The organism is Streptomyces canus, assembly GCF_041435015.1.
GTDB classification, from domain to species: Bacteria; Actinomycetota; Actinomycetes; order Streptomycetales; family Streptomycetaceae; genus Streptomyces; species Streptomyces canus_G.
The window spans coordinates 9,104,273-9,130,055 of record NZ_CP107989.1 but is presented as its reverse complement, the minus strand read 5'-3'; the positions used below and the strand labels follow the sequence as shown (position 1 = coordinate 9,130,055).

Annotated in this window: 20 protein-coding genes; 12 read left to right on the top strand and 8 right to left on the bottom strand. The window is 70.5% G+C overall.

Going from position 1 to position 25,783, the window contains the following annotated elements; all coding sequences use genetic code 11:
- Window positions 1-151 precede the first annotated feature (151 nt).
- The 3 genes from OG841_RS41490 to OG841_RS41480 all read left to right on the top strand — a co-directional run bounded on the left by OG841_RS41490 (window position 152) and on the right by OG841_RS41480 (window position 4,139).
- Window positions 152-1,294 carry a GNAT family N-acetyltransferase gene (locus OG841_RS41490; RefSeq protein WP_328636661.1) on the top strand — a complete coding sequence of 381 codons (1,143 nt, stop codon included), beginning with the start codon at window positions 152-154 and terminating at the stop codon, window positions 1,292-1,294.
- 93 nt (window positions 1,295-1,387) lie between these two features.
- Window positions 1,388-2,617: a DegT/DnrJ/EryC1/StrS family aminotransferase gene (locus OG841_RS41485; protein ID WP_371569548.1), complete on the top strand. Its 1,230-nt coding sequence runs from the start codon at window positions 1,388-1,390 to the stop codon at window positions 2,615-2,617.
- Window positions 2,618-2,693: 76 nt separating this feature from the next.
- Window positions 2,694-4,139: a glyceraldehyde-3-phosphate dehydrogenase gene (locus OG841_RS41480; protein WP_328636663.1), complete on the top strand. Its 1,446-nt coding sequence runs from the start codon at window positions 2,694-2,696 to the stop codon at window positions 4,137-4,139.
- A gap of 258 nt (window positions 4,140-4,397) precedes the next feature.
- On the opposite strand, the gene OG841_RS41475 is transcribed toward OG841_RS41480, so the two are convergent.
- From OG841_RS41475 to OG841_RS41465, 3 genes are all read right to left on the bottom strand, one after another.
- Window positions 4,398-6,038 carry a thiamine pyrophosphate-binding protein gene (locus OG841_RS41475; RefSeq protein ID WP_365116810.1) on the bottom strand — a complete coding sequence of 547 codons (1,641 nt, stop codon included), beginning with the start codon at window positions 6,036-6,038 and terminating at the stop codon, window positions 4,398-4,400.
- Window positions 6,035-6,823: a cyclase family protein gene (locus OG841_RS41470; RefSeq protein ID WP_365116807.1), complete on the bottom strand. Its 789-nt coding sequence runs from the start codon at window positions 6,821-6,823 to the stop codon at window positions 6,035-6,037. The genes OG841_RS41475 and OG841_RS41470 overlap by 4 nt, the downstream gene beginning before the upstream one ends.
- Window positions 6,824-6,984: 161 nt before the next feature.
- Window positions 6,985-7,203 carry a hypothetical protein gene (locus OG841_RS41465; RefSeq protein ID WP_328636666.1) on the bottom strand — a complete coding sequence of 73 codons (219 nt, stop codon included), beginning with the start codon at window positions 7,201-7,203 and terminating at the stop codon, window positions 6,985-6,987.
- Between the two features lie 334 nt (window positions 7,204-7,537).
- On the opposite strand from OG841_RS41465, the gene OG841_RS41460 reads away from it, so the two are divergent.
- Entirely contained in the window at window positions 7,538-8,563 is a 1,026-nt protein-coding gene (locus OG841_RS41460; RefSeq protein ID WP_365117154.1) for a LacI family DNA-binding transcriptional regulator, read from the top strand.
- On the opposite strand, the gene OG841_RS41455 is transcribed toward OG841_RS41460, so the two are convergent.
- Window positions 8,546-12,508, bottom strand: a complete 3,963-nt coding sequence (locus OG841_RS41455) for a glycosyl hydrolase (protein WP_371569542.1) — start codon at window positions 12,506-12,508, stop codon at window positions 8,546-8,548. The two genes, OG841_RS41460 and OG841_RS41455, sit on opposite strands and share 18 nt — an antisense overlap.
- A gap of 241 nt (window positions 12,509-12,749) precedes the next feature.
- Here OG841_RS41455 and OG841_RS41450 point away from each other — a divergent pair, with 241 nt between their 5' ends.
- Together OG841_RS41450 and OG841_RS41445 are read left to right on the top strand one after the other, a co-directional pair.
- Entirely contained in the window at window positions 12,750-14,048 is a 1,299-nt protein-coding gene (locus tag OG841_RS41450; protein WP_328636668.1) for an MFS transporter, read from the top strand.
- Window positions 14,049-14,073: 25 nt separating this feature from the next.
- Window positions 14,074-15,546, top strand: a complete 1,473-nt coding sequence (locus tag OG841_RS41445) for an L-fucose/L-arabinose isomerase family protein (RefSeq protein WP_328636669.1) — start codon at window positions 14,074-14,076, stop codon at window positions 15,544-15,546.
- Window positions 15,547-15,552: 6 nt separating this feature from the next.
- On the opposite strand, the gene OG841_RS41440 is transcribed toward OG841_RS41445, so the two are convergent.
- Window positions 15,553-16,269, bottom strand: coding sequence for a FadR/GntR family transcriptional regulator (locus tag OG841_RS41440; RefSeq protein ID WP_328636670.1), 717 nt, complete (start codon window positions 16,267-16,269; stop codon window positions 15,553-15,555).
- Window positions 16,270-16,551: 282 nt separating this feature from the next.
- Here OG841_RS41440 and OG841_RS41435 point away from each other — a divergent pair, with 282 nt between their 5' ends.
- Genes OG841_RS41435 through OG841_RS41410 form a run of 6 tightly spaced genes read left to right on the top strand, consistent with a single transcriptional unit; the run spans window position 16,552 to window position 23,209 of the window.
- Window positions 16,552-17,448, top strand: a complete 897-nt coding sequence (locus tag OG841_RS41435; protein WP_328636671.1) for a proline iminopeptidase-family hydrolase — start codon at window positions 16,552-16,554, stop codon at window positions 17,446-17,448.
- An 18-nt stretch (window positions 17,449-17,466) separates the two neighbouring features.
- On the top strand, window positions 17,467-19,188 hold the full coding sequence (locus OG841_RS41430) for an ABC transporter substrate-binding protein (protein ID WP_371569537.1): 1,722 nt from the start codon (window positions 17,467-17,469) through the stop codon (window positions 19,186-19,188).
- Entirely contained in the window at window positions 19,185-20,201 is a 1,017-nt protein-coding gene (locus OG841_RS41425) for an ABC transporter permease (RefSeq protein WP_371569534.1), read from the top strand. Before OG841_RS41430 ends, OG841_RS41425 begins: the two co-directional genes overlap by 4 nt.
- A gap of 2 nt (window positions 20,202-20,203) precedes the next feature.
- Window positions 20,204-21,172, top strand: coding sequence for an ABC transporter permease (locus OG841_RS41420; protein WP_371569531.1), 969 nt, complete (start codon window positions 20,204-20,206; stop codon window positions 21,170-21,172).
- Window positions 21,165-22,193 (top strand): ABC transporter ATP-binding protein, encoded by a 1,029-nt coding sequence (locus OG841_RS41415; protein ID WP_371569528.1) that lies wholly within the window; start codon window positions 21,165-21,167, stop codon window positions 22,191-22,193. The genes OG841_RS41420 and OG841_RS41415 overlap by 8 nt, the downstream gene beginning before the upstream one ends.
- On the top strand, window positions 22,190-23,209 hold the full coding sequence (locus tag OG841_RS41410; RefSeq protein ID WP_371569524.1) for an ABC transporter ATP-binding protein: 1,020 nt from the start codon (window positions 22,190-22,192) through the stop codon (window positions 23,207-23,209). Before OG841_RS41415 ends, OG841_RS41410 begins: the two co-directional genes overlap by 4 nt.
- 58 nt (window positions 23,210-23,267) lie before the next feature.
- On the opposite strand, the gene OG841_RS41405 is transcribed toward OG841_RS41410, so the two are convergent.
- The 3 genes from OG841_RS41405 to OG841_RS41395 form a co-directional block, all read right to left on the bottom strand.
- Window positions 23,268-23,738, bottom strand: a complete 471-nt coding sequence (locus OG841_RS41405) for a carboxymuconolactone decarboxylase family protein (protein ID WP_371569522.1) — start codon at window positions 23,736-23,738, stop codon at window positions 23,268-23,270.
- Between the two features lie 104 nt (window positions 23,739-23,842).
- Entirely contained in the window at window positions 23,843-24,535 is a 693-nt protein-coding gene (locus OG841_RS41400; protein ID WP_371569519.1) for a restriction endonuclease, read from the bottom strand.
- 147 nt (window positions 24,536-24,682) lie between these two features.
- A complete protein-coding gene (locus tag OG841_RS41395; protein ID WP_328636678.1) occupies window positions 24,683-25,738 on the bottom strand; it encodes a glycoside hydrolase family 5 protein in 1,056 nt (351 codons plus the stop codon).
- Window positions 25,739-25,783: the final 45 nt, after the last annotated feature.

Sequence of the window (25,783 nt, the reverse complement as noted above, 5' to 3'; positions counted from 1 at the left end):
GAACCAGGAGTATCCGATCCGCACTCTTCCGTTACGGCAGACACCCTTGACAGCATGCGTACTGTTTGGCGACGTTTGGTCCTTGCCGACACTTCGATCGGCGGGACGCGGACGCCGCGTCGTGGGGGGAATTGGGGGGGAACGATCGCCCATGCGATCCATGAGCAGTGACACGGACATAACGATCCACAGACCCGAAGAGCTCGGCACCTCGCTCCGCAAGGCCTGGCACCGTGCGATGGACGAGTCGTTCGAGTACGCCAACCCGTTCCTGGCACCGGAGTTCGCGGCCGGGATCGGCAGACACCGCCGCGGCGGCGCCCGGGTGGCGGTGCTGCACCAGCGCGGAGAGGCCGTGGGCTTCCTCCCGTACGAACGGGGTTCCTTCGGCGTCGGCCGTGCCATCGGACTCGGACTCTCCGACTGCCAGGGCCTCGTGCACCGCCCCGGGGTCACGTGGGACACCCGGGCGCTGCTGACGGCGTGCCGGCTCTCGGTGTTCGAGTTCGATCACCTCGTCGAGGAGCAGACGCCCTTCGCCCCCTATGTCACCGGGACGTTCGCCTCCCCGGTGATCGATCTCAAGGTCGGCAGCGACAGTTACCCCGAGTGGCTGCGCGGCGCGTACCCGGGACTCGCCAAGACCACCCTCAAGAAGGAGCGCCGGCTCACGCGCGACCTGGGTGAGATGCGGTTCGTGTTCGACGAGCGCGACCCGAGGGCACTGCGCACACTGATGCAGTGGAAGTCCGCCCAGTACCGCCGGACGGGCCGGATGGACCGGTTCGCGCGGCCGTGGATCGTGAACCTGGTGGAGGACCTCTTCCAGGTCCGCGAGGAGCACTTCACCGGGATCCTTTCGGTGGTGTACGCCGGTGACCGGCCGGTGGCCGCGCACTTCGGGCCGACCTCGCGCACGGTGTTCGCGCCCTGGTTCACCGCGTACGACCCCGAGCTGCGCTACTACTCCCCCGGTCTGATCATGCATCTGCGGATGGCCGAGGCGGCGGGTCGGCGCGGGGCGCGGCTCATGGACATGGGGCGTGGCGACAAGGAGTGGAAGGACTGGCTCAAGACCCGGGAGCTGCGAGTGGCGGAAGGATTCGCCACCCGTCCCCATCCGGTCGCGACGGCACACCGGCTGTGGCGCCGGCCCGTGCGGGGTCTGCGCAACACGGTCAACGCCCACCCGGCCCTGCGCGAGCCCGCCGACCGCCTCCTGAAGACCGTCGGCACCCTGCGCACCTCCGGGCACCGCTCGGACTCCGACAGCGCGGGACCGCTGGCGAGCTGACGAGCCCGCTCACCTCCGGTTCCCGCGGGAGCCGGCGCCGACGCGTGTTCTCCTCCACGGTCCTTCCGTGGCCCATCGACACAAGGGGTGCCGATGCCCTATGGCTCGCGGCTGGCCGCGACGATGACCCGGCGACTGGGACGCGAGTGCGTCTACACGCCCTCGGCCCGGCTGGCCCTCTACCTGGCGCTCAGGCGCTGGTGTCGGCCGGGGGCGCGGGTGCTGATGTCACCGGTGAACGACGACGTGATCCTGTTCGTGGTCCTCGCGGCCGGGCTGCGCCCCGTGCAGGCCCCCGTGTCCGTGTGGGACGGCAACATCGACCCGGCCGCCGTACCGGAGTCGACCTGGCGCAATGTGGACGCGGTCCTGACCACCAACCTGTACGGCGTGCCGGACCGGGTTCTCGAACTGCGGCGCCGCTGCGAGCAGTTGGGGATCCCCCTGTTCGAGGACGCGGCGCACGCGATCGGCAGCCATGTGGACGGGCGGCCGATCGGGACCTTCGGGAGGGCGGCGGCGTTCAGCCTGTCCAAGCACGTGGCCGGGATGGCGGGCGGTTTTCTCGCCGTCGAGGACGCCCGTACGCGCCGGGAGCTGGAGCTGCTGCGGGACGATCTCCTGACCCCCGGCCGGCTGCGCGAGGACCTGGCCACGACCCTGCGCCCGCTGGCCCGGTCCGCCGTCCGGTCGCTCCATCTGGTGCGCCCGGTGTGGCGGACGATGGAGCGTCTGGGGCTGCTGGAGCGTGACGCTTTCCGGATGGACCTGCACGCACCACGGCTCAGCGCCTCCGCGCGGGAGGCACCGAGCCTGACCGCCTACGAGCGGTGGGTCCGTGTCGATCTGCACGGCTACCGTTCCCGGCACGGCGCGCTGGTCCGCGGCCAGCTGAAGCTGCGGATGGCCCGGCTCGACGAGGACCTGGCCCGGCGCAGGGCCGGGGTCGCCCTGCTGGCGGGCACACCGTGGGCCTCGCCGGCGCTGCGCGACCGGACGGCGCACGACGGGCCCCTCCCCCTCTTCCGGGTGCCGCTCCTGGTCCACGACCGCGACTCGCTCGTCCAGCGGCTGGTGCGGCACGACGTGGTCTGCGGCTACATCTACGACCCGCCGCTGGACGACTACGCGGGCGCGGAGTTCGTCGAACCCTCCCCCGATCCGGCGCCCGCCCGCTGGTTCGCCACGCACACGCTCCCGGCCGATCCGCTGCTGGCCCGCAGGATCGTGGGCGCGTTCACGAAGGAGCGGGTGGCCGACGCGCACCCCTCGCTGCTGCGGCCGGTTCCGGACGTCACACCGCCCCGGTTGCTGGGGCAGTGAGCTCCGACACCCCGACGATCGATCAAAACATCAGGGGGTTAGCATATGAGCGCCGCCTAGCTCGAAAGAGAATTCTGTGACTGTCAAGGACGACTCGTTCACCGACTGGAAGAACCGCGAGGAGATCGCGGAATCGATGATCCCGATGATCGGGAGGCTGCACAGGGAGCGGGACGTAACGGTTCTGCTGCACAGCCGTTCCCTGGTGAACAAGTCGGTGGTCAGCATCCTCAAGACCCACCGGTTCGCCCGGCAGATCGCCGGTGAGGAGCTCTCCGTCACCGACACCCTGCCCTTCGTCCAGGCGCTCACGGCGCTGGACCTCGGCCCCTCGCAGATCGACATCGGCCGGCTCGCCGAGATCCACCAGGCCGACGACCGCGGGCTGTCGGTGGCCGAGTTCACCGCCGAGGCCGTGGCCGGCGCGACGGGCGGCAACAAGATCGACCGCCGTGAGCCGCGGGACGTCGTCCTGTACGGCTTCGGCCGCATCGGCCGCCTGGTGGCCCGGCTGCTGATCGAGAAGGCGGGCTCCGGCAACGGCCTCAGGCTGCGCGCGATCGTGGTCCGCGGGGGCGGCGACCAGGACATCATCAAGCGCGCCTCACTGCTGCGCCGGGACTCCATCCACGGGCAGTTCCAGGGCACGATCACCGTCGACGAGGCCGAGAGCGCGATCATCGCCAACGGCAACACCATCAAGGTGATCTACGCGAACGACCCCTCCGAGGTCGACTACACGGCGTACGGCATCAACCACGCCATCCTCATCGACAACACCGGCAAGTGGCGCGACCGCGAGGGCCTCTCCCAGCATCTGCGCCCCGGCATCGACAAGGTCGTCCTGACCGCGCCGGGCAAGGGCGACGTCCCCAACATCGTGCACGGCGTCAACCACGACACGATCAAGCCGGACGAGCAGATCCTGTCCTGCGCGTCCTGCACCACCAACGCGATCGTGCCGCCGCTGAAGGCGATGGCCGACGAGTACGGCGTGCTGCGCGGCCACGTGGAGACGGTCCACTCGTTCACCAACGACCAGAACCTGCTGGACAACTACCACAAGGCAGACCGCCGGGGCCGTTCGGCGCCGCTCAACATGGTCATCACGGAGACGGGTGCCGCCTCCGCCGTCGCCAAGGCGCTGCCCGACCTCGAGGCGCCGATCACCGGCAGTTCGATCCGGGTCCCGGTACCGGACGTCTCCATCGCGATCCTGAGCCTGCGCCTGGGCCGTGAGACCACCCGCGAGGAGGTCCTCGACCACCTCCGGGACGTCTCTCTGACCTCCCCGCTCAAGCGCCAGATCGACTTCACCACGGCCCCCGACGCGGTCTCCAGCGACTTCATCGGCTCGCGCCACTCCTCGATCGTCGACGCCGGTGCCACCAAGGTCGACGGCGACAACGCGATCCTCTACCTCTGGTACGACAACGAGTTCGGCTACTCCTGCCAGGTGGTCCGGGTCGTGCAGCACGTGACCGGCGTGGAGTACCCGACCTACCCGGCGCCCGCGGTCTGATCCCGCTGTCCGGACGGGCCGGCCGGCGGGACGGGGGGACTCGGTCCACGGTTCCGGCAGCCGGCCCCTCCGGACGAGACGGCTGTCCGTGCGCCGACGGACCGACCAGCGGTCCGGTACCGGCTCCCAGAGGTACTCGTCGTCGGTCATCGCGCCGACCAGGGTCCGCGAGCCGTCGCCCCTGTCCATGACCGGCCCGGTGAGCCGACCGCCCGGGCCGGCACAGCGGGGGAACCCGCTCCTCCTTTTCCGGGGCGCCTAATGCCCCCGGAACGCCTCCTCCAGCCACCACGCCCCGCGGTCCCGCACCACCTTGGCGTCGATCAGCAGCGGGGCGGAGCGTGGCCCGGCGACCCAGTCCTCGACGGCCTTCAGATCCGTCCGCGTGTGCACGGTCACCGCCTCGAAGCCGTAACCGCGGGCCACGGCCGCGATGTCGGTCGGCGGGAACTCGACCGTGTCGAGCGGGTGTCCGTCGGGGCCGAAGTGGTGCACCTCCGCTCCGTAGGCGTCGTCGTTGTACACGACGACGACCATGGGCAGCCCGAGCCGCCGTACGGTGTCCAGGTCGGCGGCGCCCATCAGCGCGCCGCCGTCGCCGAGCGCGGCCACCGGCAGCCGGTCCGGGCGGGCCAGGGCCGCGCCGATCGCGCTGGCGAGGCCGAGGCCGATCGACTGGTAGGCCTGGGTGAAGCAGAAGCCGTCCTGGTCGGGCACCGACAGGAACATGCTCGGGTGGCCCATGAAGTTGCCCGAGTCGACGCCGATCACCCGTTCCGCGGGGAGGAGGTCGTCGAGCGCGATGCTGAGCGTGCGGGGGTCGATCCGGTCGCGGGTGCTCGTGTCCTCGTAGGGCACGTCACGCCAGCGCACCCGCGTGGCCACGGTCTCGGCGATGCCGGGCGTCCGCAGGCCCTCGCGTTGCCCGCCGGGGGCCGCGAGGACGTGCCGCGCGGTGAGTTCGACATCGCCGGTGACCCCGAGGTGCAGCTTCCGGTGCGCGCCGAGTGCCGAGGGGTCGTCGTCGACCTGCACCACGGTCGTGTCGGCACCGATGAGGGCACCGTGCCGCATGGTCCACATGTTCAGTGCGCAGCCCCAGCCGACGATCACGTCGGCCCCGCCGATGAGTTCGGCCGCCAGGGGCGAGGCGAAGCCGCCGGACACATCGAGCGACCAGGGGTTGTCGTGGAACAGCCCACGCGCCACGGCCGAGGTCGCCAGCAGTGCACCGCAGCGTTCGGCGAGGGCTTCGAGGGCGTCCCGGGCCCCGGGCGAGCGCGCACCGCGTCCGGCCACGAAGACCGGACGCCGGGCCCGCTCCAGCACCTGGGCCAGAGCCGCCACTTCGTCGGCGGACGGCTCGACCGCCGTTCGCCGCGGTGGCGGTGCGGCCTGGGCGAGGGCGTCGTCGGGGACGTCCGCCGCCTGTACGTCCAGGGGGAGGTTGAGGAGCACCGTGCGCCGCTCGTGCAGGGCCCGTCGCACCGCCGCACACGCCTGTCCTACGGCGTCCTCGGGCGACGCGACCCGCATCGGGACCGCGCCCACCGCCGTCCCCAACGCCTCCTGGTCGACAGAGAAGTTGGAGGTCGGCCGGGTCACCTCGGCCGCCACCACGACGAGCGGTGTGCGGCTCTTGGCCGCCTCGGCGATCCCCGTCATCGCGTTGGTGAGCCCGGGGCCCTGGTGAACGCTCACGGCGGCCACCGTGCCGCTCACGCGCGCGTACGCGTCGGCCATCGTCGCCGCGCCGCCCTCGTGGCGGGCCGCGACGAAGCGGGCGCCGGCCGCGATCATGGCGTTGGTCAGATGGAAGTTGCCGGACCCCACGACGCCGAAGACCTGCTCGACTCCGGCCGCGTACAGGGCCCGTCCGACGGCCTCCGCGACCTTCATGACCGCTCCACGAGGGCCAGCACGCGCGCGGGCGAGCCGGAGCCCGCGACGATGGGCAGGGGTCCCGCGACGACGACGCTGCCGGTCGCGGGCAGCGCGGCGAGGTTCTGGAGCTGGGTGAGGCCGTACTTGTCGCTGCCCATCAGAAAGGAATGGCAGGGGAAGGGCGGGTCGAAGGAGTGCCCGCGCCCGGCGTCCGTGCCGACCGTCTCGACACCGAGTCCGATCACGGGCGACTCCTCGGCCACCCAGCGGGCGCACTCCGGGGACAGGCCGGGCGTGTGGGGACCGTTCTCGTCGGCGTTGAGGAAGGCCTCCTGGGAGTGCGAGCGGGCGTCCCAACCGGTGCGCAACAGCAGCCAACCGCCGTCAGGGAGAGGTCCGTTGTGCTCCTCCCAGGCCTTGACGTGGTCCACCTCCACGAGGAAGTCCGGGTCCTTGGCCGCCTCGGCGGTGAAGTCCAGGACCGCGGCGGGGGCGATCAGCCGCTGGGCCGGGACGGACGCCACGTCGGTCAGGTCTCTTCCGGTCACCCAGTGGTTCGGGGCGTCGAAGTGGGTGCCGGTGTGCTCGCCGCTGCGGAAGTTGTTCCAGTACCAGGCCGGGCCGCGGTCGTCGTAGCGGCTGATCTCCTCCAGCTCGAAGACGGCCGTCTGGCCGAACTCCGGCGGAAGTTGGATCACGGGTGTGGACGACGACAACGGCGAGGTGAGATCGACGACTTCGATCGAACCGGCCCGCAGGGCGGACACCAGCGCGGCGAGAAGGGACGGCTGCTCGTGCATGAGGGCCTCCTGAAACCTCCGAGGCCGACAGCATGTCACCGACCGTCCGGCCGGGCTTCGCACACCGTGTCCCGCAATCCCACCCGGGCGCCCCGCCCAAGACCACGACGGGCCCCGGATCGTCCGATCCGGGGCCCGTCGGCAGGCGTGCAGGTGTTACGTCAGTTGACGCCGACGTGGGCGTTGACGCTCGCCGCGGCACCCTCGGTGGAGAGGAAGGCGTCGGCGTCGGCGCAGACCTCGAGGTGCGCCACCTGGAGGTGCAGACCGGCGGTGGTCGCGGCGGCGACACCACCGGAGACGTTGTCCAGGTCGGCATCGTTGAGCTCGGCCGCTACGAGGTGGGGGGCGACGTTCATGGCGCGCGGTTCCTTTCGCATGAGCAATCCTCGAGGAGGAGGGACACCGGATGGAAGCACGGCGGACATGTGGACGGCCAGTCAGCCGGGCACGCTCCACAGGACGTTCCCGTTCGCGGCTTCACCGACGTCGCAACACGGTCACCCAATCCGCCGGTTCCTTCACAGAATTTGCTGCCGCAGTGACCGACCCTCCATCGCTGTGCCGTTCCGAAGGCGGACACTCCCCCACCAAAGAGCTCACGGTGTGCAGGTTCGCCGGTTTTTCGATGCCGACCCAGCCGGCCCCCGGTGCGGAAAACGTTTTATCCGCGACCGGGGTAGACTTGCGTCGCCCATGGGGAACAGCGAGGGGGTGGACGCCATTTCGGTTCGCCCCGCCCGTATCCAGGACGTCGCGGCCGCCGCCGGAGTCTCGGTCTCCACGGTGTCGAACGTCCTGAACCGGCCCGAGCGGGTCAACGCACGCACCGCCGAGCGGGTCCGCGACGCGGTCGCCGCCCTCGACTACGTTCCCCACCCGGGAGCCGCCGGGCTGCGCACCGGGCATTCCTCGTCGATCGGCCTGGTACTGCCGGACGTGGCCAACTCCTTCTACTCGCGCATCGCGCGCGGCGCCGCGGACGCGGCCTACGAACACGGCTACTCCCTCGTCCTGTGCGACAGCGGGGACGCGCCGGAGCGGGAGCAGGGCTACTTCACCATGCTCATCGAACAGCGGGCGGTCGGCGCGGTGGTGGTGCCGCTCAGCGCCGACCCGACCCGCCTGTCGCGGCTGCGCGAGCGCGGTATCCCGCTGGTGCTGGCGGACCGTGCGATGCCCGCCGAGGAGGGCTGTTCGGTCTCCGTCGACGACATCGCCGGCGGCCGCATCGCCGTGCAGCACCTCCTGGACCGCGGGGCACGCGACGTCCTCGTCGTGAACGGCGAGCGCACGATCCGTCAGTGCGCCGACCGCTACCAGGGCGCCCGGCAGGCCGTGCGCACCCGGCGCGAGGCCCGCCTCGGCCAGGTCGTCGCCGAGGAGATGACGGTGGCGTACGGCAGCGAAATAGCCCACGGCCTGGACGAGTTGCCCGACGGGGTGTTCTGCACCAACGACTTCCTCGCGGCGGGGCTGTGCCGGGCACTGGGCGAGCGCGGGGTGAAGGTCCCGGAGGACGTCCAGGTGGTCGGCTACGGCGACCTGGACATCGCCAGCTTCGTGGGCACCACCCTGACGACGGTCCGCCAGCCGGTCGAGGAGCTCGGCCGGGCGGCCGTGGAGATGCTTCTGGACGAGGTGGAGGCCCGCGCGGAGCACGCCCACGAGGCACGGGTGTTCGCGCCGGGACTGGTCCTACGGGACTCCACTCGGGCGTCCTCAGACGCGCCGTTCTAGCGTCACCGGCCCCAGCAGGCCCGAGGGGAGCTGAGAGGGGAAGGCCCAGGCGGTCGGCGTGGCTTCGGCGAGATACGGCGCCAGGGTGTTGTGGACGGTCACTTCGAGGCGGACGGTACGCCCGGCGGTCCCGCACAGTGCGAAGCGGTACGGCGCGCAGAACGCCTCGCCGACGAGCTCACCGTCGACGCACACCGCGACGCTGCCGCGCACCCTCCCCAGATCCAGCACCGGGTCCGGCCCGGCCGGCACCTCCAGCGTCCGCGCATAGGTCACGCCTCCGCTCCAACCGCCCAGCCCCAGCTCACCCCACTCCCCCAGCGGCATGGGTGCCGGTACCGTGCGCACCCGCACCGGTCCCCGCCAGGCGGAGCCACCGCGCAGCACGGCCGTCGGGGCGGTGACGACTTCGAACTCGGCTGCCAGGTCGAGAGGTTGATCGAGCGTCAATGTATCGCCAGTGAAGGGAAGTTCGGGGCCTCCGCTGATCCTCACCCGTGCGGGAAGCTTCAGTGGCAGGTCGAGCGACACGGTCCCCGCCGGTGCAACGAACCGGAAGCGCTGCTCGACCTCCCGGAGGTCGTCGGTGGACCGCAACGGCAGTACGGCGGACCCGAGCACCGGAGCACCGGCGAGCCACCCGGCGTCGGGCAGCGGGTGCGGCCGTACCGCCGCGCCACAGTGCTGCAACTCCCCCCACCGGCCCGCGTGTTCGATGGTCAGCCCGCTCCACTCCCCCGTCCCGGCCGTCCAACCCGGGCCACTGACCAGGGCGGTCGTGTCCGCCACGAGGTCGACACAGACACCGTCCCGCGCGTCGACGCTGTCGGCCACGACGTCGAGGACGTGATCGCCGCCGCTCAGCGTCAGTTCGTGCCGGAAGAACATCGGCACCGCGCCCCAGTCGGACTCGTAGTACTCCACCTTCTCCTGCCGCGCCACGACGACTCCGTCGAGCAGGACGGTCACGCCCACCGCGGCACCCACGACGAGGACCGCGTCCGCACCCTGCCCAGGGACGCTGATCCGGCCGCGGTAGGTCACGCTGCCGTCCGGTCGTACGCCGTCGGGCAGGCGCATGAACAGCGGGCGCGGCGCGAACCCGTCCGGGCGGGACAGACAGAAGTAGCTGCCCAGCGGGGTGTCGGCGGCGCCCGAGATGGTCTGCGGCCGGTCCTGGGCGTCGGACAGCTCGTACTCGAGCACATTGCGGGGCCGTTCGACCTCCACCCGGGCGGACGCCAGATAGCCGCCACCCGTGTCCAGCCGACCGCCGTTCCACCACACGCGTTTGACCGCCGCGGCGCCGATATGAAGGTCGGCGGGTCCCCGGTGGTCGGTCTCGACGACGGCCCTGACCCGGGCGACGGTCCCGCCCACGGGTACCGGCACCCGCACGAACTCCTCCGGCACCAGGCCCTTGTTGCCGAGCAGACCGTACGGGTCCGGAATGCCGCGACTCGACGAGTACAGCGAGACGGACCAGTCGGTGGTCGCCAACTCCCGCTTTCCTGAGAGGACTTGCTCGACGGCGGCACGGTCCAGGGGAGCCGGAGCCTGTGCGGAGGGCACGGGCGCCAGGACGCGGACCCGGTTGCCGTATGTCACCCGCGCCTGCTCCCACGAGCCGTCGGTCTCGGTCCACCGCATGGTCCAGATCTGCGGTTCCGTGAGGGAAGCTCCGGCCGGCAGGGCCAGGTCGCCCCAGGTGTTGTCCATGGTGGGAGCGAGGCGGCCCTCCCAGCCGGTCGACAGGTCGGTCGTCTCCGACGGCTCCGTGGGCGACGGGAGCACGGCCGTCGCCGGAGGGCCTTCGCGCCATACGACGAGGGCGGCGGGAGCGCCCTCCAGGGGTACCTCGATGGTCGAGACGCCGTCGGCGAGGGTGACGCGTCCGGGGCGGCGTGTGCCGGTCGCCGGGTTCCAGATCTCGGCCTCGGCGACCGGGGCCCGCACGGTGACGGAGGAGGTGCGGGCGTAGCGCGCGGGGTCGATCTCGTGGTGGCCCCTCGGCGGATGTGTACGGGCGTCGGGGAACGCCCCCGTGACCAGCGCGACCGCCGCGTCGCCCTGCCGCCTGACGAGCAGTGGCACCTCGCCCGTCGCGTATCCCGCGGCTTGGGCGACCGCGGCCGCTGCGGACTCGGCGTCGGTCACCCGCTCCAGGCGGGGATGATCCAGAAGTGCGGCCACGACGGAGTCGTCACCGGCGAGCCCGGCCGCCTGCGTCGGCGGGCGGCCGACGACCACGACCCGTCCCCCGGCGTCGAGGAGTTCGGCCAGCCGGCGGGCCGTCTCGTGCTCCAGGACGCTCGCCGAGGGCAACAGGACCGCGGTGTACGCCAGGTCCCTGATCCGCAGGGCCCCGTCACCGGCCTTGGCGCCCTGGACGGAGGCGTCGTCGATGACGTCGAAGGAGACGCGGTGGCGGTCGAGGGCGCCGACGGCGGGCCGGAGCCAGTTGTTGGTGCCGCACAGCTCCAGGTAGTGGCGCTGGGTCTCGTCGACGTCGGCGTGGGTCCCGACCGGGCGGCCGTCGCCGAAGTGCTGGACGGGGGCGTCGAGGGGGATGAGGGCCTGCATGGTGGCGGTCGGATGCAGGACCGCCACGTCGGCGCTGTAGGTGCCCCAGGACAGGATCGAGCAGATCCGGGCGACGGCCCGGGAGAAGGCCGGGTACTGCCGCCAGTAGGGCTGGCGCCAGTCGGTGGACGGCGGCGCCCACTCGAACCAGCCGCCCGCGGTGCCGAAGTAACTGGCGTGCGGGTTGTACAGGTTGGCGCCGCTGCGCAGGAACGGCAGCAGCCAGTCGTAGGTCTCCTCCAGGGTGCCGCCCCAGCCGGAGGAGTGGAACGACTCGATCCAGACGCGCTCGTGGCCGTAGAGGTGGGCCATGGAGGAGTGGACCTTGGCGTCGCCGTGGTGGTCGCTGCCGGCGGCGCTGTACCAGCGGTGGGTGCGGAAGTAGTCCGTGTAGAGCTGCGTCGACTGGGCGGGGAAGCCGGAGCGGGCGGGGTGGCTCTGGTCGCAGCCCAGGAGCAGGCCGCGCTCGTCGTGCCAGGCGGCGAGGGGACGGAACAGCGCCTCTTCGGTGAGCTCGGCACGGACGGCGTAGTAGTCGGCGCGGATCTTCCGGGCCCGGGTGGTGTCGTCGCCCGTGAAGAGGGCGGGGATGTGGTCGAGGAGGTCGTAGCCGCGTCGGGCCCGGAACTCCTCGGGGAAGCGGCCGGTCCAGGAGTTGGTGGCGGGCAGCTCGTCCTGGAAGCTGCCGGCGATGACGTTGCCCAGATACTCGGGCACGCGCCGGTCGTACTCGCAATGAATGGCGTCGAACAGGAGATCGACAGACGCCGGGTTCAGGTAGTCGAAGGCGGTGGGGACGGCGAGGACCAGGCGCACCTCGGTGCCGTCGGCGACCTCGAGCCGTGCCGGTCCTTCGTGGTTGCCCCGGGCGGACCGGCCGGGCACGGTACCGGTGACCGGCAGCCGCGCGCCTGCGCTGTCGTACGCCCCCAGCAGCGTCTCGGCGCCCCGCAGCGCGACCGTGCCGTGGGCTACGACGGCCAGGCGTGACCGCAGTGCGCGGCCTGCCGCCTCGGGGTGCTCCCGGGTGATGCTGCCCTGCACGTTGGCGCCGGAGAAGCCGATCTGGTCGTAGAACCACAGGCGCATGCCCAGGTCCCCGGCGATCTCACAGGCGTCCGTGAAGCGGTCCCACCACTCCTCGCCGAACCACACCGGGTCGTCGGTGCGGGCGCCGAAGGTCGGGCCGGCCGGGGCCAGGTTGATGACCACGAGGTTGTGGACGCCGCCGTCCGCGAACCGGCGCAGCTGCCAGGCCAGGCGGTCACGGGTGACCTTCGCGCCCGACCACCACCACAGCGGGGTGGGGCCGAAGTCCCGGGGCGGGTTGTCGAACAACTGTTGCAGGGCTGGAGAGATCACGGATAGGTCCTTCCGACTACGGCCGGGACACTCTCACGGATCAAAAACGTTTTACATCAGCCTCACCGTAGGACACCCCTGCGGCACCCACCAGAGCTGCGGGGCCGTCAGGTGGTTTCCACGGATGGCCGCATGACGTCTTGTTGGAACGTTTTTACGCTCTTATAGTCGCTGGACATCGGCCGAGAACAGCGACGTCCCCCTCCGCTCGGAACCCCCTCTCCCCAGACGGAGCCGCATCATGGCCCGAACCTCGCCTGCCCCGAACCAGCCGGAACCACCCATCGAGAAGCGCCTGTGGAAGGTCGCGGCCCTCTCCGGCATGGCGTCCTACCTCGACGCCGCACTCATCGTCAGCATCGGCGTCAACCTGGCCATCTACCGCGACACCTACGACATGGGCGTCTGGATGGCCGGTGCGATCAGCGCGATCGTCACCATCTGCATCGCTGTCGGCTCCCTGGTCGGCGGACGGCTCGCCGACGTGTTCGGCCGACGCCGGCTCTACAACCTGGACATCCTCTGCTACGCCCTCGGGGCGATCGTCATCACCCTCGCGCCCGACGACATCACCCTTCTGGTGGGTGTCCTCCTCGCGGGTCTCGCGGCCGGCGCCGACCTGCCGACATCCCTGGCCGTGGTCTCGGACGCGTCCCCCGATCACGCCCGAGGCAGGCTCATCGCGTTCACGCAGGTCATGTGGATGCTGGGCATCATCGTCGTGGTCTTCGTCGGCTTCGCCCTGTCGGACACCGGCATGCTCGGGGCCCGCCTCATCACCGGCCATCTGGCGGTCGCCGCTCTGGTCACCTGGCATCTGCGCTCGCGGCTGGAGCTGGCCACCGGACCGGACCCGGCACAGGACCGGGTCCCGATGGAGAAGCCGGCCGAGCAGCAGAGTGTCGCGCTCAAGAACGTCTGGACCCGTGCCGCGCTGGTGCCCATGCTCGCGACCTTCGCCTTCTACGTCACCTGGGGCCTGGGCGCCAACACCATGGGGCAGTTCACGACGTATCTGCTGGTCACCGTCAGCGGTGCCTCGCAGAGCGTGGCCACCGGCATCAACCTGGCCTGTCTCCCGATCGGCCTGCTGCTGACGCTCGCCTTCGTCCGGATCGCCGACGGCCCGCGGCGCGACCGCATGTTCTACGTCGCCACGGTCGTGCAGATCGCGGCCTTCGCGATCGGCACGCTCACCCTGGGCGCCATCGTCGGCTTCCTCGTCTTCTACGTCCTCTACCAGCTGTCCTATCCCTTCGCGGGCGAGGCCAACTACAAGGTGTGGTCGCAGCTGACGCTGCCCGCCAACACCCGGGGCACCACGCAGGGGATCACCTACGCCGTCTCGCGCGGGGTGTTCGCGGGCGTCGCGTTCGTCACGCCCGCCCTGCTCGACCGGAGCCCCAGCCTGCTGCTCTGGGTGATCACCGGCTGCATGGCGCTGTCGGCGCTCGCGGGTCTGTACATCGTCCGTGTCCTCGTTCCCCGCGCGTCCCCGGCCGCCACCGCTCCGGCGGACCTCAAGGTCGCGCAGACCTGAACCGACCCCCGAAGGAGCGCCCACCATGGCGACGACCGATACCACCACGACGCGTGCCGGTGCACGAGAAGCCGTGCTGGGCGAGTTGCTCCCGCCCGTGACGCGCCGCCGGCCACGGATCGGGCTGGTCTCCGGCGGGCTCGGCACCTACTGGCCGCAGTTCCCGGGGCTGCTGCCCCAGTTGAAGGAGTCGGCCGCGTATGTCGCCGACCGGCTGGGCCAGTTGGACGCGGAGGTGACGGACGCCGGGTTCGTCTCCGACGCGCAGGAGGGCGCGGCCGCCGCCGAACAACTCCGGCGGGCCGACTGCGATCTGATCGTGCTGTTCCTGACGACCTATCTGACCTCGTCGATGGTGCTGCCGATCGCGCAGCGCACCCACACCCCGGTGCTGGTCGTCGACCTCCAGCCGTCCGAGCGGATGGACCACGCCTCCTTCGACACGGGCGACTGGCTGGCGTACTGCTCGCAGTGCTCCGTGCCGGAGGTCGGCAACGTCTTCCGCCGGGCCGGCGTCCCCTTCCGTTCGGTGTCGGGCTGGCTGCGGCAGGAGTCGGCGTGGCGGCGCGTCGAGCGGTGGGTGCGGGCCGCGCACGTCCGGGCCGCGCTCCGGCACGCCCGGCACGGACTGATGGGGCACGTGTATCCCGGGATGCTCGATGTGCAGACCGATCCGACCCTGCTGTCGGCGACGTTCGGCTCGCACGTCGAGGTGCTGGAGTTCGACGATCTGCGGCACCGGGTGGAGAAGGTGACCGAGGCGGAGACCCGGGAGCGGGTGGAGCTCGCCCGGCGGATCTTCACCGTCGACGACAGCGTGGTCGACGAGGACTTCGCGTGGGGGGCGACCGTGTCGGTGGCTCTCGACCGGCTGGTGGAGGACTTCGGCCTCGACACCCTCGCGTACTACCACCGGGGGCTCGACGGTGAGACGCACGAGCGGCTCGGCGCCGGCATGATCCTGGGCGCCTCGCTGCTCACGGCCCGGGGGGTGCCCGCGGCCGGTGAGTTCGAACTGCGCACCAGTCTCGCCCAGTTGGCCTCGCAGAGTGTCGGTGCCGGGGGTTCCTTCACGGAGATCCAGGCGCTGAACTTCGAGGACGGCGTGGTGGAGATGGGCCACGACGGGCCGGCCCACCTCGCGCTCAGCGCCCGGGACCCGCTGCTGCGCGGCCTCGGTGTCTATCACGGCAAGCGCGGCTGGGGGGTCAGCGTGGAGTTCGACGTCCGGCAGGGGCCGGTCACGCTGCTCGGTCTCGGCCAGGACGCCGACGGCAGCCTGTCGTTCATCACGTCCGAGGGCACGGTCGTGCCCGGTCCGCTGCTGGAGATCGGCAATACCACCAGCCGGGTCGACTTCGGCCGGGATCCCGGTGAGTGGGTGGACGCGTGGAGCGCCACCGGGGTGGGGCATCACTGGTCGCTGGCGGTGGGGCACCACGGCGCCGATTTCGGGGCCGCGGCGAGTCTGCTGGGGATCGATCACCGGGAGGTGTAGCCCCGGTCAGGGAGCCTCGGCCGCCCGTACCCGGGCCAGGACATCCCGGATCATCTCGGCGCTGATCATGAAATGCTCCCGGGCCGTCCCCTCCGCACGCTCCGGATCGCCGGTTGCGACGGCTTCGTAGAGCGCCCTGTGCCCGTGACCGGCCTGTTCGTGGTGGGAGCGTTCGCCCTTCCCCCAGGGCTCGATCGGGAAGCCCAGACTGATCCGGGTCAGCAGGTCCCGGCTGAGCTGGGCGATCTGCGGATTATGGGTGGCCGCGCAGATCGCCCGGTGGAACGCGCTGTCGGCGGCCTGCTCCTCACGGGGTGTACTCGCACAGAGGTGCGCCTCCAGCGCCTCGCGCATCGGCTCCAGGTCCTCGGGGCGTCGGCGCCGGGCGGCCGTCGCGGCCACCATGCCCTCCACCAGCCCGCGCAGGTCGAAGAGTTGCTCGAACTCCTCCCAGCGGGGCAGCAGCGTGCGGCGGACCGCGGCGCCCGAGGACTCGGTCCAGCTGTCGCGGACGAACGCTCCGCCGTTGCGGCCCCGGCGGATCTCGATGACGCCCAACGCCAGGAGGCGTGCGACCGCTTCGCGCACGGTGGGGCGGCTGACGTGCAGCAGCGCGGTGAGCTCGCGTTCGGCGGGCAGCCGCTCGCCGGGCAGGAAGTCTCCGACGGCGATCGCGGTGAGCAGCCGGTCGGCGACCTCGTCGACCGCCGAGTTCACCCGCACCGGACGCAGCGAGCCCGAGGGACTGCCGCCGAGCAGGACACGGTCGAGAACGCGCGAGAACTCGTCACCGGGTTCAGGTGCGGATGTCAGTTGTCCTCCTGTGAGTCGCCGTTTCTGTTAACGCGCACGGGCCACGTGAACCCGCTGTTACGTCTTCCCCTCACCCCGCTAAAAGGTCTTGTGGACTGACCTTTTACCCCCTCACTATCGCATGCATCCGTCACATCCCAACGATTTTCAGACAGCGGTCGGCTGGTTCCGACCGGCCTGGGAGGCTTCCCCGTGGCGATCCCCGAACCGAACCACACCGGAACCGTCGACTTCAACGGCCATTCCACCTGGTACCGGATCACGGGCGAACCGGGCAGGACACCCCTGGTGGTCCTGCACGGCGGGCCCGGCGCCGGCCACCACTACACGCTCAGCATCGCGGGCATCTCCGAGCAGGGCCGCCCAGTGATCCACTACGACCAGCTCGGCACCGGGCTCTCCACCCATCTGCCCGGCAAGGGCGCCGACTTCTGGACCGTCCAGCTCTTCCTCGACGAACTGGACAACCTCCTGAAGGAGTTGGGGATCGCCGACGGCTACCACATCCTCGGCCAGTCCTGGGGCGGCATGCTCGCCGCCGAGCACGCGGTACGCCGCCCGCCCGGGCTGCGCGGACTGGTCATCGCCAACTCACCCGCGTCCATGGGGTTGTGGCTCGAGGCGGCCGCCGAACTGCGCGCCGAACTCCCCCAGGAGGTCCAGCTCACCCTGCACGCCCACGAGGCGGCCGGGACCACGGGCCACCCCGACTACCGGGCGGCCGAACAGGTCTTCAACGAACGCCATGTGTGCCGCCTGACGCCCAACCCGCCTGAGGTGCAGGCCACTTGGGACAACATCGCGGCCGATCCGACCGTGTACCACACGATGAACGGCCCCAATGAGTTCCATGTCGTCGGCACCCTCAAGGACTGGTCGGTCATCGACCGGCTGCATCTGATCGAGGTGCCGACCCTGCTGGTGTCCGGACGCTTCGACGAGGCGACCCCCGAGACCGTCCGCCCCTTCGCCGACCACATCCCCGATGTGCGCTGGCACATGTTCGAGCATTCGAGCCACATGCCGCACGTCGAGGAGGAGCAGCTCTACCTCCGGGTCGTCGGCGAGTTCCTCGACTCCACCGACTGACCCCGGGAGTTCCCAGCCATGTCCCGTATTGCCGGACGGGGCGCGCTCGCCGCCGCCACCGTCGCCCTCACGCTCACCGCGGCCGCCTGTTCTTCGTCCTCCGACTCGGGCTCCTCCTCCGACCCGGGCGCCTCCTCCTCGGGCTCCTCCGCCTTCCAGGCCCAGCACAAGGGCGGCACCCTGAAGCTGGTCGCCCACGCGGCTGCGGGCAGCTTCGACCCGCAGGTGAACTACACGCTCCAGTACTGGCAGTTGTTCCAGTCGATGTACGACGGGCTGCTCGCCTTCAAAAAGGTCAACGGGCAGGAGTCCTTCACCGTCGTCCCCGACCTGGCCACGGCCCTGCCGAAGGTGACCAACGGCGGCAAGACCTACACCTTCACGCTCCGCAAGGGCGTCACCTTCTCCAACGGCAAGGCCCTGACCACCGACGACGTGGTGGCGTCCTTCCAGCGCATCTTCAAGGTCTCCAGCCCCACCGCGGGCACCTTCTACAACGGCATCGTCGGCGCCGACGCCTGTCTGAAGACGCCGGCCTCCTGCACCCTGTCCAAGGGCGTGATCGGTGACGCCAAGGCCGGCACGGTCACCATCAACCTGACGGCCGCGGATCCGGAGTTCGCATACAAGCTGGCCGTCCCGCACGCGGTCGTCGTACCGAAGGACTCGCCGACGAAGGACGCCGGGACCAAGCCGCTGCCGTCGACCGGGCCGTACATGGCGGCGTCGTACGACCCCAACCGGGCTCTCAAGCTGGTCCGTAACCCGCACTTCAAGGAGTGGTCGCGTCAGGCGGAGCCGGAGGGCTATCCCGACGTCGTCGACTACACCTTCGGCCAGACCGTGGAGTCCGAGGTCACCGCCGTCGAGAACGGCCAGGCGGACTGGATGTTCGACGCGCCGCCCGCCGACCGCCTGAACGAGATCGGCACCAAGTACGCCTCGCAGGCGCATGTGAACCCGCTGACGGCGTTCTGGTACGCGACGCTCAACGTCAACATGGCTCCCTTCAACAACAAGTTGGCGCGTCAGGCGATCAACTGGGCCGTGGACCGGTCCGCCGTGGTGCGGCTGTACGGCGGCACCAACCTCGCCTCTCCCGCGTGCACGATCCTGCCGCCCGGCTTCCCCGGGCACGTCGACGCGTGCGACTACACCAAGGGCGGCGGTGCGACCTGGAAGGCCGCTGACCTCACCAAGGCCAAGGAGCTGGTGAAGCAGTCCGGTACGGCGGGTCAGGAGGTCGGCATCGTCACGCAGGACGACGACGTCAACAAATCGATCGGGCAATACCTGCAGAGCCTGCTCACCCAGCTCGGATACAAGGCGACGCTCAAGCCGCTGTCGGGGAACATCCAGTTCACCTACATCCAGAACACCAAGAACAAGGTGCAGTTGGCCCTGACGTCCTGGTACCAGGACTATCCCGCGGCCTCCGACTTCCTCAACGTGCTGCTGTCCTGCGCGAGTTACCACCCCGGCAGCGACTCCAGCATCAACATCTCCGGGTTCTGCGACAAGGGCGTCGACGCGAAGATGCAGGCGGCGCTGAAGACCTCGCAGACCGACAAGGCGAGCGCCGACAAGCAGTGGGGTGCCGTGGACCGGACGCTCATGGCCCAGTCGCCGGTGGTACCGCTGATCAACCCGAAGCTGATCGACTTCACGTCGACGCGGGTCGGAAATTACCAGTTCAGCAAGCAGTTCTACATGCTGGTCGGGCAGTTGTGGGTGAAGTGACCCTGTCCCCGTCGGCCGGTGCCCGGCGCTCGCCGGGCCCCTGGCGGACCGCCGCCGGCGACCTGCTGCGCAACAGGACGGCGCTGGCCGCCGCCGCGGTCCTGCTCCTCATCGTGCTGGCGAGCCTGTGCGCCCCGCTCTACGCGGACCACATCGCCCACACCGACCCCTTCCAGTCCCATGTCTCCGGCACCACCGTCGTGGACGGAAAGACCGTGCCGGTGCTCACCCCGAGCAGCACCGGCCTCGGCCTCGGCGTCACCCCGATCGGCCCGACCTGGGACCCCGCCCACTACTTCCTCGGCGCGGACAACCAGGGCCGGGACGTGCTGGCCCGGCTGCTGTACGGCGGCCGTACGAGCCTGTTCATCGGGTTCACGGCGGCGCTGCTCACCTGCGTCGTCGGTACGGCCATGGGGGTCGTCGCCGGGTACGCGGGCGGGGTCGTGGACGCCGTCATCTCGCGGGTCCTGGACGTCGTCTGGGCGTTCCCGGTCTATCTGCTGGCGATCTGTCTGTCGGTGGTGCTGCTCACCAACGGTCTCGAGCTGGGCCCTGTCACCGTCGACGCGGGAAGTCTCTGGCTGCCCGTCACGATCATCGCGGCGATCTATGTGCCGTACATCGCACGGCCGTTGCGCGGTCAGGTGCTGGTGCTGCGCAACAAGGAGTACATCCAGGCGGCCATCGGCTCCGGCGCGCCCACCCCGCGCATCCTGCGCCGGGAGGTGCTGCCGAACGTGGTGCCGACGGCGATCGTGTTCGTCCCGCTGATGACCGCGCTCGCCATGCTCACCGAGTCGGCGCTGTCCTTCCTGTCCGTCGGCGTCCAGCCACCCGACGCCAGCTGGGGCACGATCATCGAGGACGGTCTGGGGCTCCTCTACACCCGGCCCGCCGTGACGATCGCGCCCGGTCTGCTGATCGCCCTGACCACGGCCGCGCTCAACGTCCTCGGCGACGGGGTGCGCGACGCGCTCGACCCGAGCGCGCGACTGCGCGGAGGGGTGTGACCATGCTCGTCTTCGCCCTCAAACGCTTCGCCTCGGCCCTGCTGGTGATGTTCGCGATCAGCGTGCTGGTGTTCCTGATCTTCTTCGCCACCCCGGGAGTCGACCCGGCGGCACGCATCGCGGGCCGCAACGCCGACCCGGCCACCCTCGCCCAGGTGCGGCACTCCTTCGGCCTGGACCGGCCGATGCCGATCCGCTATCTGCTGATGATGCGTCACCTGTTGATCGACCGGGATCTGGAGTCGTTCGTCAACCGCGGCTCCCGGGTCATCCCGCAGATCATCCAGGCCACCCCCGTGACCCTGTCGCTGGTCATCGGCGCGGCCCTGATCTGGATGACGGCCGGCATCCTCATGGGCACGGCCGCGGCGACGCTGCGCGGCCGTGCCGCCGACCCGCTGATCATGCTGGTGGGCGTGGTCGGCGTTTCGCTCCCGGCCTACTGGCTCGGCGAGGTCGTCAACCTCCTCACCCAGAAGCAGCTGCACGACTCGCTCTTCTCCTGGGTGCCCCCGCCCGGCTACGTCGGTCTCGGCCAGGACCCCGGCCAGTGGGCGCTGCACATGCTCTTCCCCTGGCTGACGCTCGCCCTGCTGTACGCCGGGATCTACGCCCGGCTGCTGCGCGGCGAGGTCGTCACCGCACTGAACGAGGACTACGTCCGTACGGCCCGCGCCAAGGGCCAGTCCGAGCGACGGATCCTGCTCCGGCACGCCCTGCGCTGCTCGCTGATCCCGATCGTGTCGCTGTTCGGCCTGGACTTCGGCGCGCTCGTCGGCGGGGCCGCGCTCCTGACCGAGGTGGTCTTCGGCCTGCCCGGCATCGGCAAGCTCACCTTCGACGCCCTGCAGAACCTGGACCTGCCCGTGATCATGGGCACGGTTCTGTACGCGGCGTTCTTCGTGGTCCTCGCCAACGCCCTGGTGGACATCCTGTACGCGCGACTCGATCCGAGGGCCCGCCATGCCTGAACCGCTGCTGGACGTACGGGACCTGCGCGTAAGCTTCCGCACCCGCCAGGGCCTCGTCACGGCCGTCGACAGTCTCTCCTTCTCCGTGGCCCCCGGCGAAGTGCTGGGCGTGGTGGGCGAGTCGGGCTCCGGCAAGAGTGTGTCGATGCTCGCCGTGCTGCGGCTGCTCACCAACCCGAACGTGAGCGTGTCGGGTGAGGTTCTCTTCCGAGGACGTGACTTGCTCACCCTGCCCGAGAAGGAGATGCGTGCGGTGCGCGGCCGGGAGATCGCGATGGTCTTCCAGGACCCGATGACCGCACTGACCCCGGTGTACACCGTGGGCTGGCAGATCGCCGAGGCGATCCGGGCGCACGAACAGGTCTCCCGCAAGGAGGCACACGCGCGTGCCGTCCGGCTGCTCTCGGACGTCGGCATCCCCGACGCGGCCTCGCGGGTGAACGCCTATCCGCACGAGTTCTCCGGCGGGATGCGTCAGCGCGCGGTCATCGCGATGGCGCTCTCCTGCAGTCCCTCACTGCTGATCGCCGACGAGCCGACGACGGCACTGGACGTCACGGTCCAGGCGCAGATTCTCGATCTGATGCGGGACCTCAACGCAGGGGGCTCCGCGATGGTGCTCATCACCCACGACATGGGCGTGGTCTCCCAGATCGCCGACCGGGTCCTGGTCCTGTACGGCGGCCGGGCGGCCGAGGAGGGCCCGCGGCGGGCGGTGTTCCACGGTCCGCGACACCCCTACACCTGGGGTCTGCTCGACTCGGTGCCCCGGGTGGGCGGTCCCCGGCTGCGGCGGCTGCCCACCATCGCGGGCGTGCCGGTGGCACCGGGTGGCGTTCCGGAGGGGTGCGCGTTCGCGCCGCGTTGCCGGCTGCGGCACGACCGCTGCGAGGAGCGGCCCGCGCTGTCGGCGGGCAACGGTGACGCCGGTCATCTGGACGCCTGTTGGCTGCCGCGCGACGACCGTGCGGGACTGCGGCTGACGGCCGACGAAGACGTGAACACGGAGGCGGCGTCGTGACGGCACAGGAGATCGTGACAGTGGATGTGGCGGCACCCCCCGGCGAGGTCCTGTTGCGTGCCACGGACGTCACCAAGCACTACCCCGTGCGCGGCAGGCGCCAGGTGCTGCGTGCCGTCGACGGGGTCTCCCTGGCGGTGCGTGGCGGGGAAACCCTCGGCGTCGTCGGGGAGTCCGGGTGCGGCAAGTCCACGCTCGGGCGGTGTCTGGTCCGGCTCACCGAACTCACGGGCGGGCGCGTCGAGTTCGACGGTCAGGACATCTCCACGATGTCCGCGCGACGACTGCGTCCGGTACGGCCGGGCATGCAACTGGTCTTCCAGGACCCGCAGGCCTCGCTCAACCCCCGCCGTCGCGCCGGGGACATCGTGGCCGAGCCGCTGCTCGTGCACCGGTACGGCGACGCGTCCGCGGTCCGCCGCAGGGTCCGGGAACTCTTCGACGTCGTAGGACTGGCGGCGGCCCATCTGGACCGCTATCCGCACGAGTTCTCCGGCGGTCAGCGCCAACGCATCGGTATCGCACGCGCCTTGGCGACGAATCCGAAGCTGATCGTGGCCGACGAGCCGGTGTCCGCGCTGGATGTGTCGATCCAGGCGCAGGTGCTGAACCTCTTCGCCGATCTCCAGGAGGAGTTCGGACTCACGTACGTCTTCATCGCGCACGATCTCGGTGTGGTCCGTCATGTGTCGGACCGGATCGCCGTCATGTATCTCGGTGAGATCGTCGAGCTCGCCGGCACGGAGGCGTTGTACTCGGACCCTGCCCATCCGTACACGCAGGCCCTGTTGTCGGCGGTGCCGGACATCGACGACGGGACGTTCGCGGAGGAGGGGCCGCCCCGGGAGCGCATCGTGCTGACCGGTGAGGTGCCCAGTCCGGCGGACAAGCCGACGGGGTGCCCGTTCCGCACACGCTGCCCGTACGCCCGGGATCTGTGTGCGGTGGAACGCCCGCGGCTCACGTCGAACGCCTCCGGCCGTCAGGTGGCCTGTCACTACCCGCTGGCCGGCTGAGGTTGTGAGGTCGGGCCCGGGGTCTGCAGCCCCCGGGCCGGTCACCCGGTCCTCAGGCTCAGCCGAACTGACCGACCACGTAGTCGCCGGCCGGCTGCTGGGTCATGACGTTCAGCCGGTTGAAGGCGTTGATGACGGCGATCAGGGAGACCAGGGCGAGGAGCTGGTCCTCGTCGTAGTGCTTGGCGGCGTTCGCCCAGACCTCGTCCGAGACGCCGGTCCCGTCGGCGAGGCGGGTGCCCTGCTCCGTCAGCTCCAGCGCGGCGCGCTCGGCCTCGGTGAAGACCTTGGCCTCACGCCACGCGGCGACCATGTGGAGGCGCTGCGCGGTCTCGCCCGCGGCTGCGGCCTCCTTGGTGTGCATGTCGAGACAGAACCCGCAGCCGTTGATCTGGCTCGCGCGGATCTTGACCAGTTCCTGGGTCGTCGTCGGCAGTCCCGAGTCCGTGACCACCTTCCCCGCCGAGGCGAAGTGCCTCAGCAGCTTGCCGGCCAGCGGGCTGGTGAAGACGTCGAGTCGGGCTTCCATGGTGTGCTCCTTCTGCCGTGGTCGATGGCTACACACCTACGACTGAATGACCCGGCGGATTGTGACAGCCACGGATGTGACCTGCGTCTCTCTGGGACGGGGTCCTAGCCGCCGTACGCCTTCTTCCAGCGGGCCCGATGCCGTGCGTCCCCCTGGCCCCGGCCGTTCACCTCGCCCAGCGACACGAGGGTGGCCCCGTGGTTCCACAGGCCGAGGAGGTCGCGGTGCACGGCGAGGATGTCGTGCTCCAGCGCGAACTTCTCGGAGGGCCCGGTGAAGCGTGAGGTCGTCACGAAGACGGCTACGTCGGCGCGGAAGTGCACCTGGGCGCCCAGCAGATCGCGCAGCTCGCGATTCGGGATCGCTCTGCTCGGTGCGTACCGCTTGCACTGGACGACCATCGTGCGGCCGTCCGGCAGCCGGCCCCGGACATCGGCGCCGTTGTCGCCCGCACCGCCCACCCGCCGGACCTCCGTGCACCCGTCCCGCCGGCACAGTCCGGCGATCAGTTCCTCGAACTCGGTGCCCGTCATGAGGTCCACCTCGGTGAGGGTCCGCCGGCCCGCCTTCACCGCCTCCTCCTGCCGCCGGAGACGGTCCGTGCCCCGGAGCAGCCGGTCCACGTGCCACAGCCGCCAGACGGTCGCCGCGGCGGCGGCGACCGACAGCACGCCCAGGAGACAGGGCCACACGCTCGCCCAGAACAGCACCACCAGGACCAGCGCCACCGCGCCGCCCCACCCCCACTGCCGCACCCGCCGTCCGCGAGCGGCCGTACCCCGTCGACGCCTGGCCACAGCGCCCTCCCCCCTGTGTTCCCGCCAAGAAGTCTGGGCAGCTCCGGAGGGCATGAGAAGGGCGCGAGTCGGCCATGTCCGAACACCGCCGTGAACGCCGATCGGCCGCGGCGCCGAAAGGCACCGCGGCCGGAACAGGGAAGGGCGTCAGCCCTTGACGGGCGTTCCGCGGCCCCAGGCCCAGGCGAGGCGGTCGGCGCCCGACTGGTTGGTGGTCTCCAGCCACGGCCGGTTGGCCGGGCCGACGAGCTTCTGCACCGAGTAGATGTCGTCGGTGCGCAGGCCCGGCCAGTACACCGAACCCATCTTCAGCTCGCGGAAGGTGTCGGTGACGGCCTGGACGTAGTTGACGAAGTTGTCGTCCGGGGTCTTCACGTTGTAGTTCAGACCCGTCGTCATCGGCGCGCCGAACTCGTCCGCCACGGTCCGGTTCGCGCAGTCGCCGATGCGCACCTTCAGGTCGGCCACCCACTCGTCGTAGGTGGCGTACGACTTCCAGAAGCCGTAGTGGTGCAGCGACAGGTAGGTGCCCTTCAGGCGCGGGTCGGCGCACACGGTCGTGACGTGGTCGTTGTAGCCGGCGCCACTGACGAAGACCCGGTTGCGCGGCACCGACTTGTACGTGTTCAGCCACTTCGCGGCGATGTCGGCCCACTCGGTGTCCGTGTAGCCGTGCGGCTCGTTCATCGGCTCGAAGTAGACCCGGGAGTTGCCCTTGTAGGCCTTGACCACGGTGTTCCACATCGGCCAGTAGGTGGCCTCGTCGTCGATGAAGCCGTCCTTGCGGTCGCCCGTGCCCTCCCAGTAGGACACGATGACCTTGAAGCCGTGGGCCGTCGCGGCGTCTATGACGCCCCGGTACGACTTCCAGTAGGAGCCGTTGACGGTGTACGGGTTGATCGGCAGCCGGACGGTGTTGGCGCCGAGGTTCGCCCGGAACGCCGAGATGATGCGGCTCGCCTTGGTGTACGTCTGGGCGTAGGTGTCGGAGGTCGACAGGCCCGACAACTGGAGCTCGTCGTCGGCGAAGTTGTCGCGCGGGTCGGCCCAGTTGACGCCCTTGAACTGGGTCGTGTCGGTGGTCGGCGCGGCGGCGGAGGCGGGGCTGCCGGTGAGGGTGGCACCGCTGATCGCGGCGATCGCGACGGCGACGAGCGAGGCACGCAGCCTCGGGGCGCGGGTGCTGACGGGGGTCTTGCGCATCGACCAAACCCTTTCGGAATGACAGCATGTTTACGTAAACATGAC

Excerpts from the sequence above, each read along its gene's own strand:
- OG841_RS41490 (WP_328636661.1), top strand. The coding sequence starts at position 152 with ATGCGATCCATGAGCAGTGACACGGACATAACGATCCACAGACCCGAA.
- OG841_RS41485 (WP_371569548.1), top strand. The coding sequence starts at position 1,388 with ATGCCCTATGGCTCGCGGCTGGCCGCGACGATGACCCGGCGACTGGGA.
- OG841_RS41475 (WP_365116810.1), bottom strand. The coding sequence starts at position 6,038 with ATGAAGGTCGCGGAGGCCGTCGGACGGGCCCTGTACGCGGCCGGAGTC.
- OG841_RS41470 (WP_365116807.1), bottom strand. The coding sequence starts at position 6,823 with ATGCACGAGCAGCCGTCCCTTCTCGCCGCGCTGGTGTCCGCCCTGCGG.
- OG841_RS41465 (WP_328636666.1), bottom strand. The coding sequence starts at position 7,203 with ATGCGAAAGGAACCGCGCGCCATGAACGTCGCCCCCCACCTCGTAGCG.
- OG841_RS41450 (WP_328636668.1), top strand. The coding sequence starts at position 12,750 with ATGGCCCGAACCTCGCCTGCCCCGAACCAGCCGGAACCACCCATCGAG.
- OG841_RS41445 (WP_328636669.1), top strand. The coding sequence starts at position 14,074 with ATGGCGACGACCGATACCACCACGACGCGTGCCGGTGCACGAGAAGCC.
- OG841_RS41430 (WP_371569537.1), top strand. The coding sequence starts at position 17,467 with ATGTCCCGTATTGCCGGACGGGGCGCGCTCGCCGCCGCCACCGTCGCC.
- OG841_RS41420 (WP_371569531.1), top strand. The coding sequence starts at position 20,204 with ATGCTCGTCTTCGCCCTCAAACGCTTCGCCTCGGCCCTGCTGGTGATG.
- OG841_RS41415 (WP_371569528.1), top strand. The coding sequence starts at position 21,165 with ATGCCTGAACCGCTGCTGGACGTACGGGACCTGCGCGTAAGCTTCCGC.
- OG841_RS41405 (WP_371569522.1), bottom strand. The coding sequence starts at position 23,738 with ATGGAAGCCCGACTCGACGTCTTCACCAGCCCGCTGGCCGGCAAGCTG.
- OG841_RS41395 (WP_328636678.1), bottom strand. The coding sequence starts at position 25,738 with ATGCGCAAGACCCCCGTCAGCACCCGCGCCCCGAGGCTGCGTGCCTCG.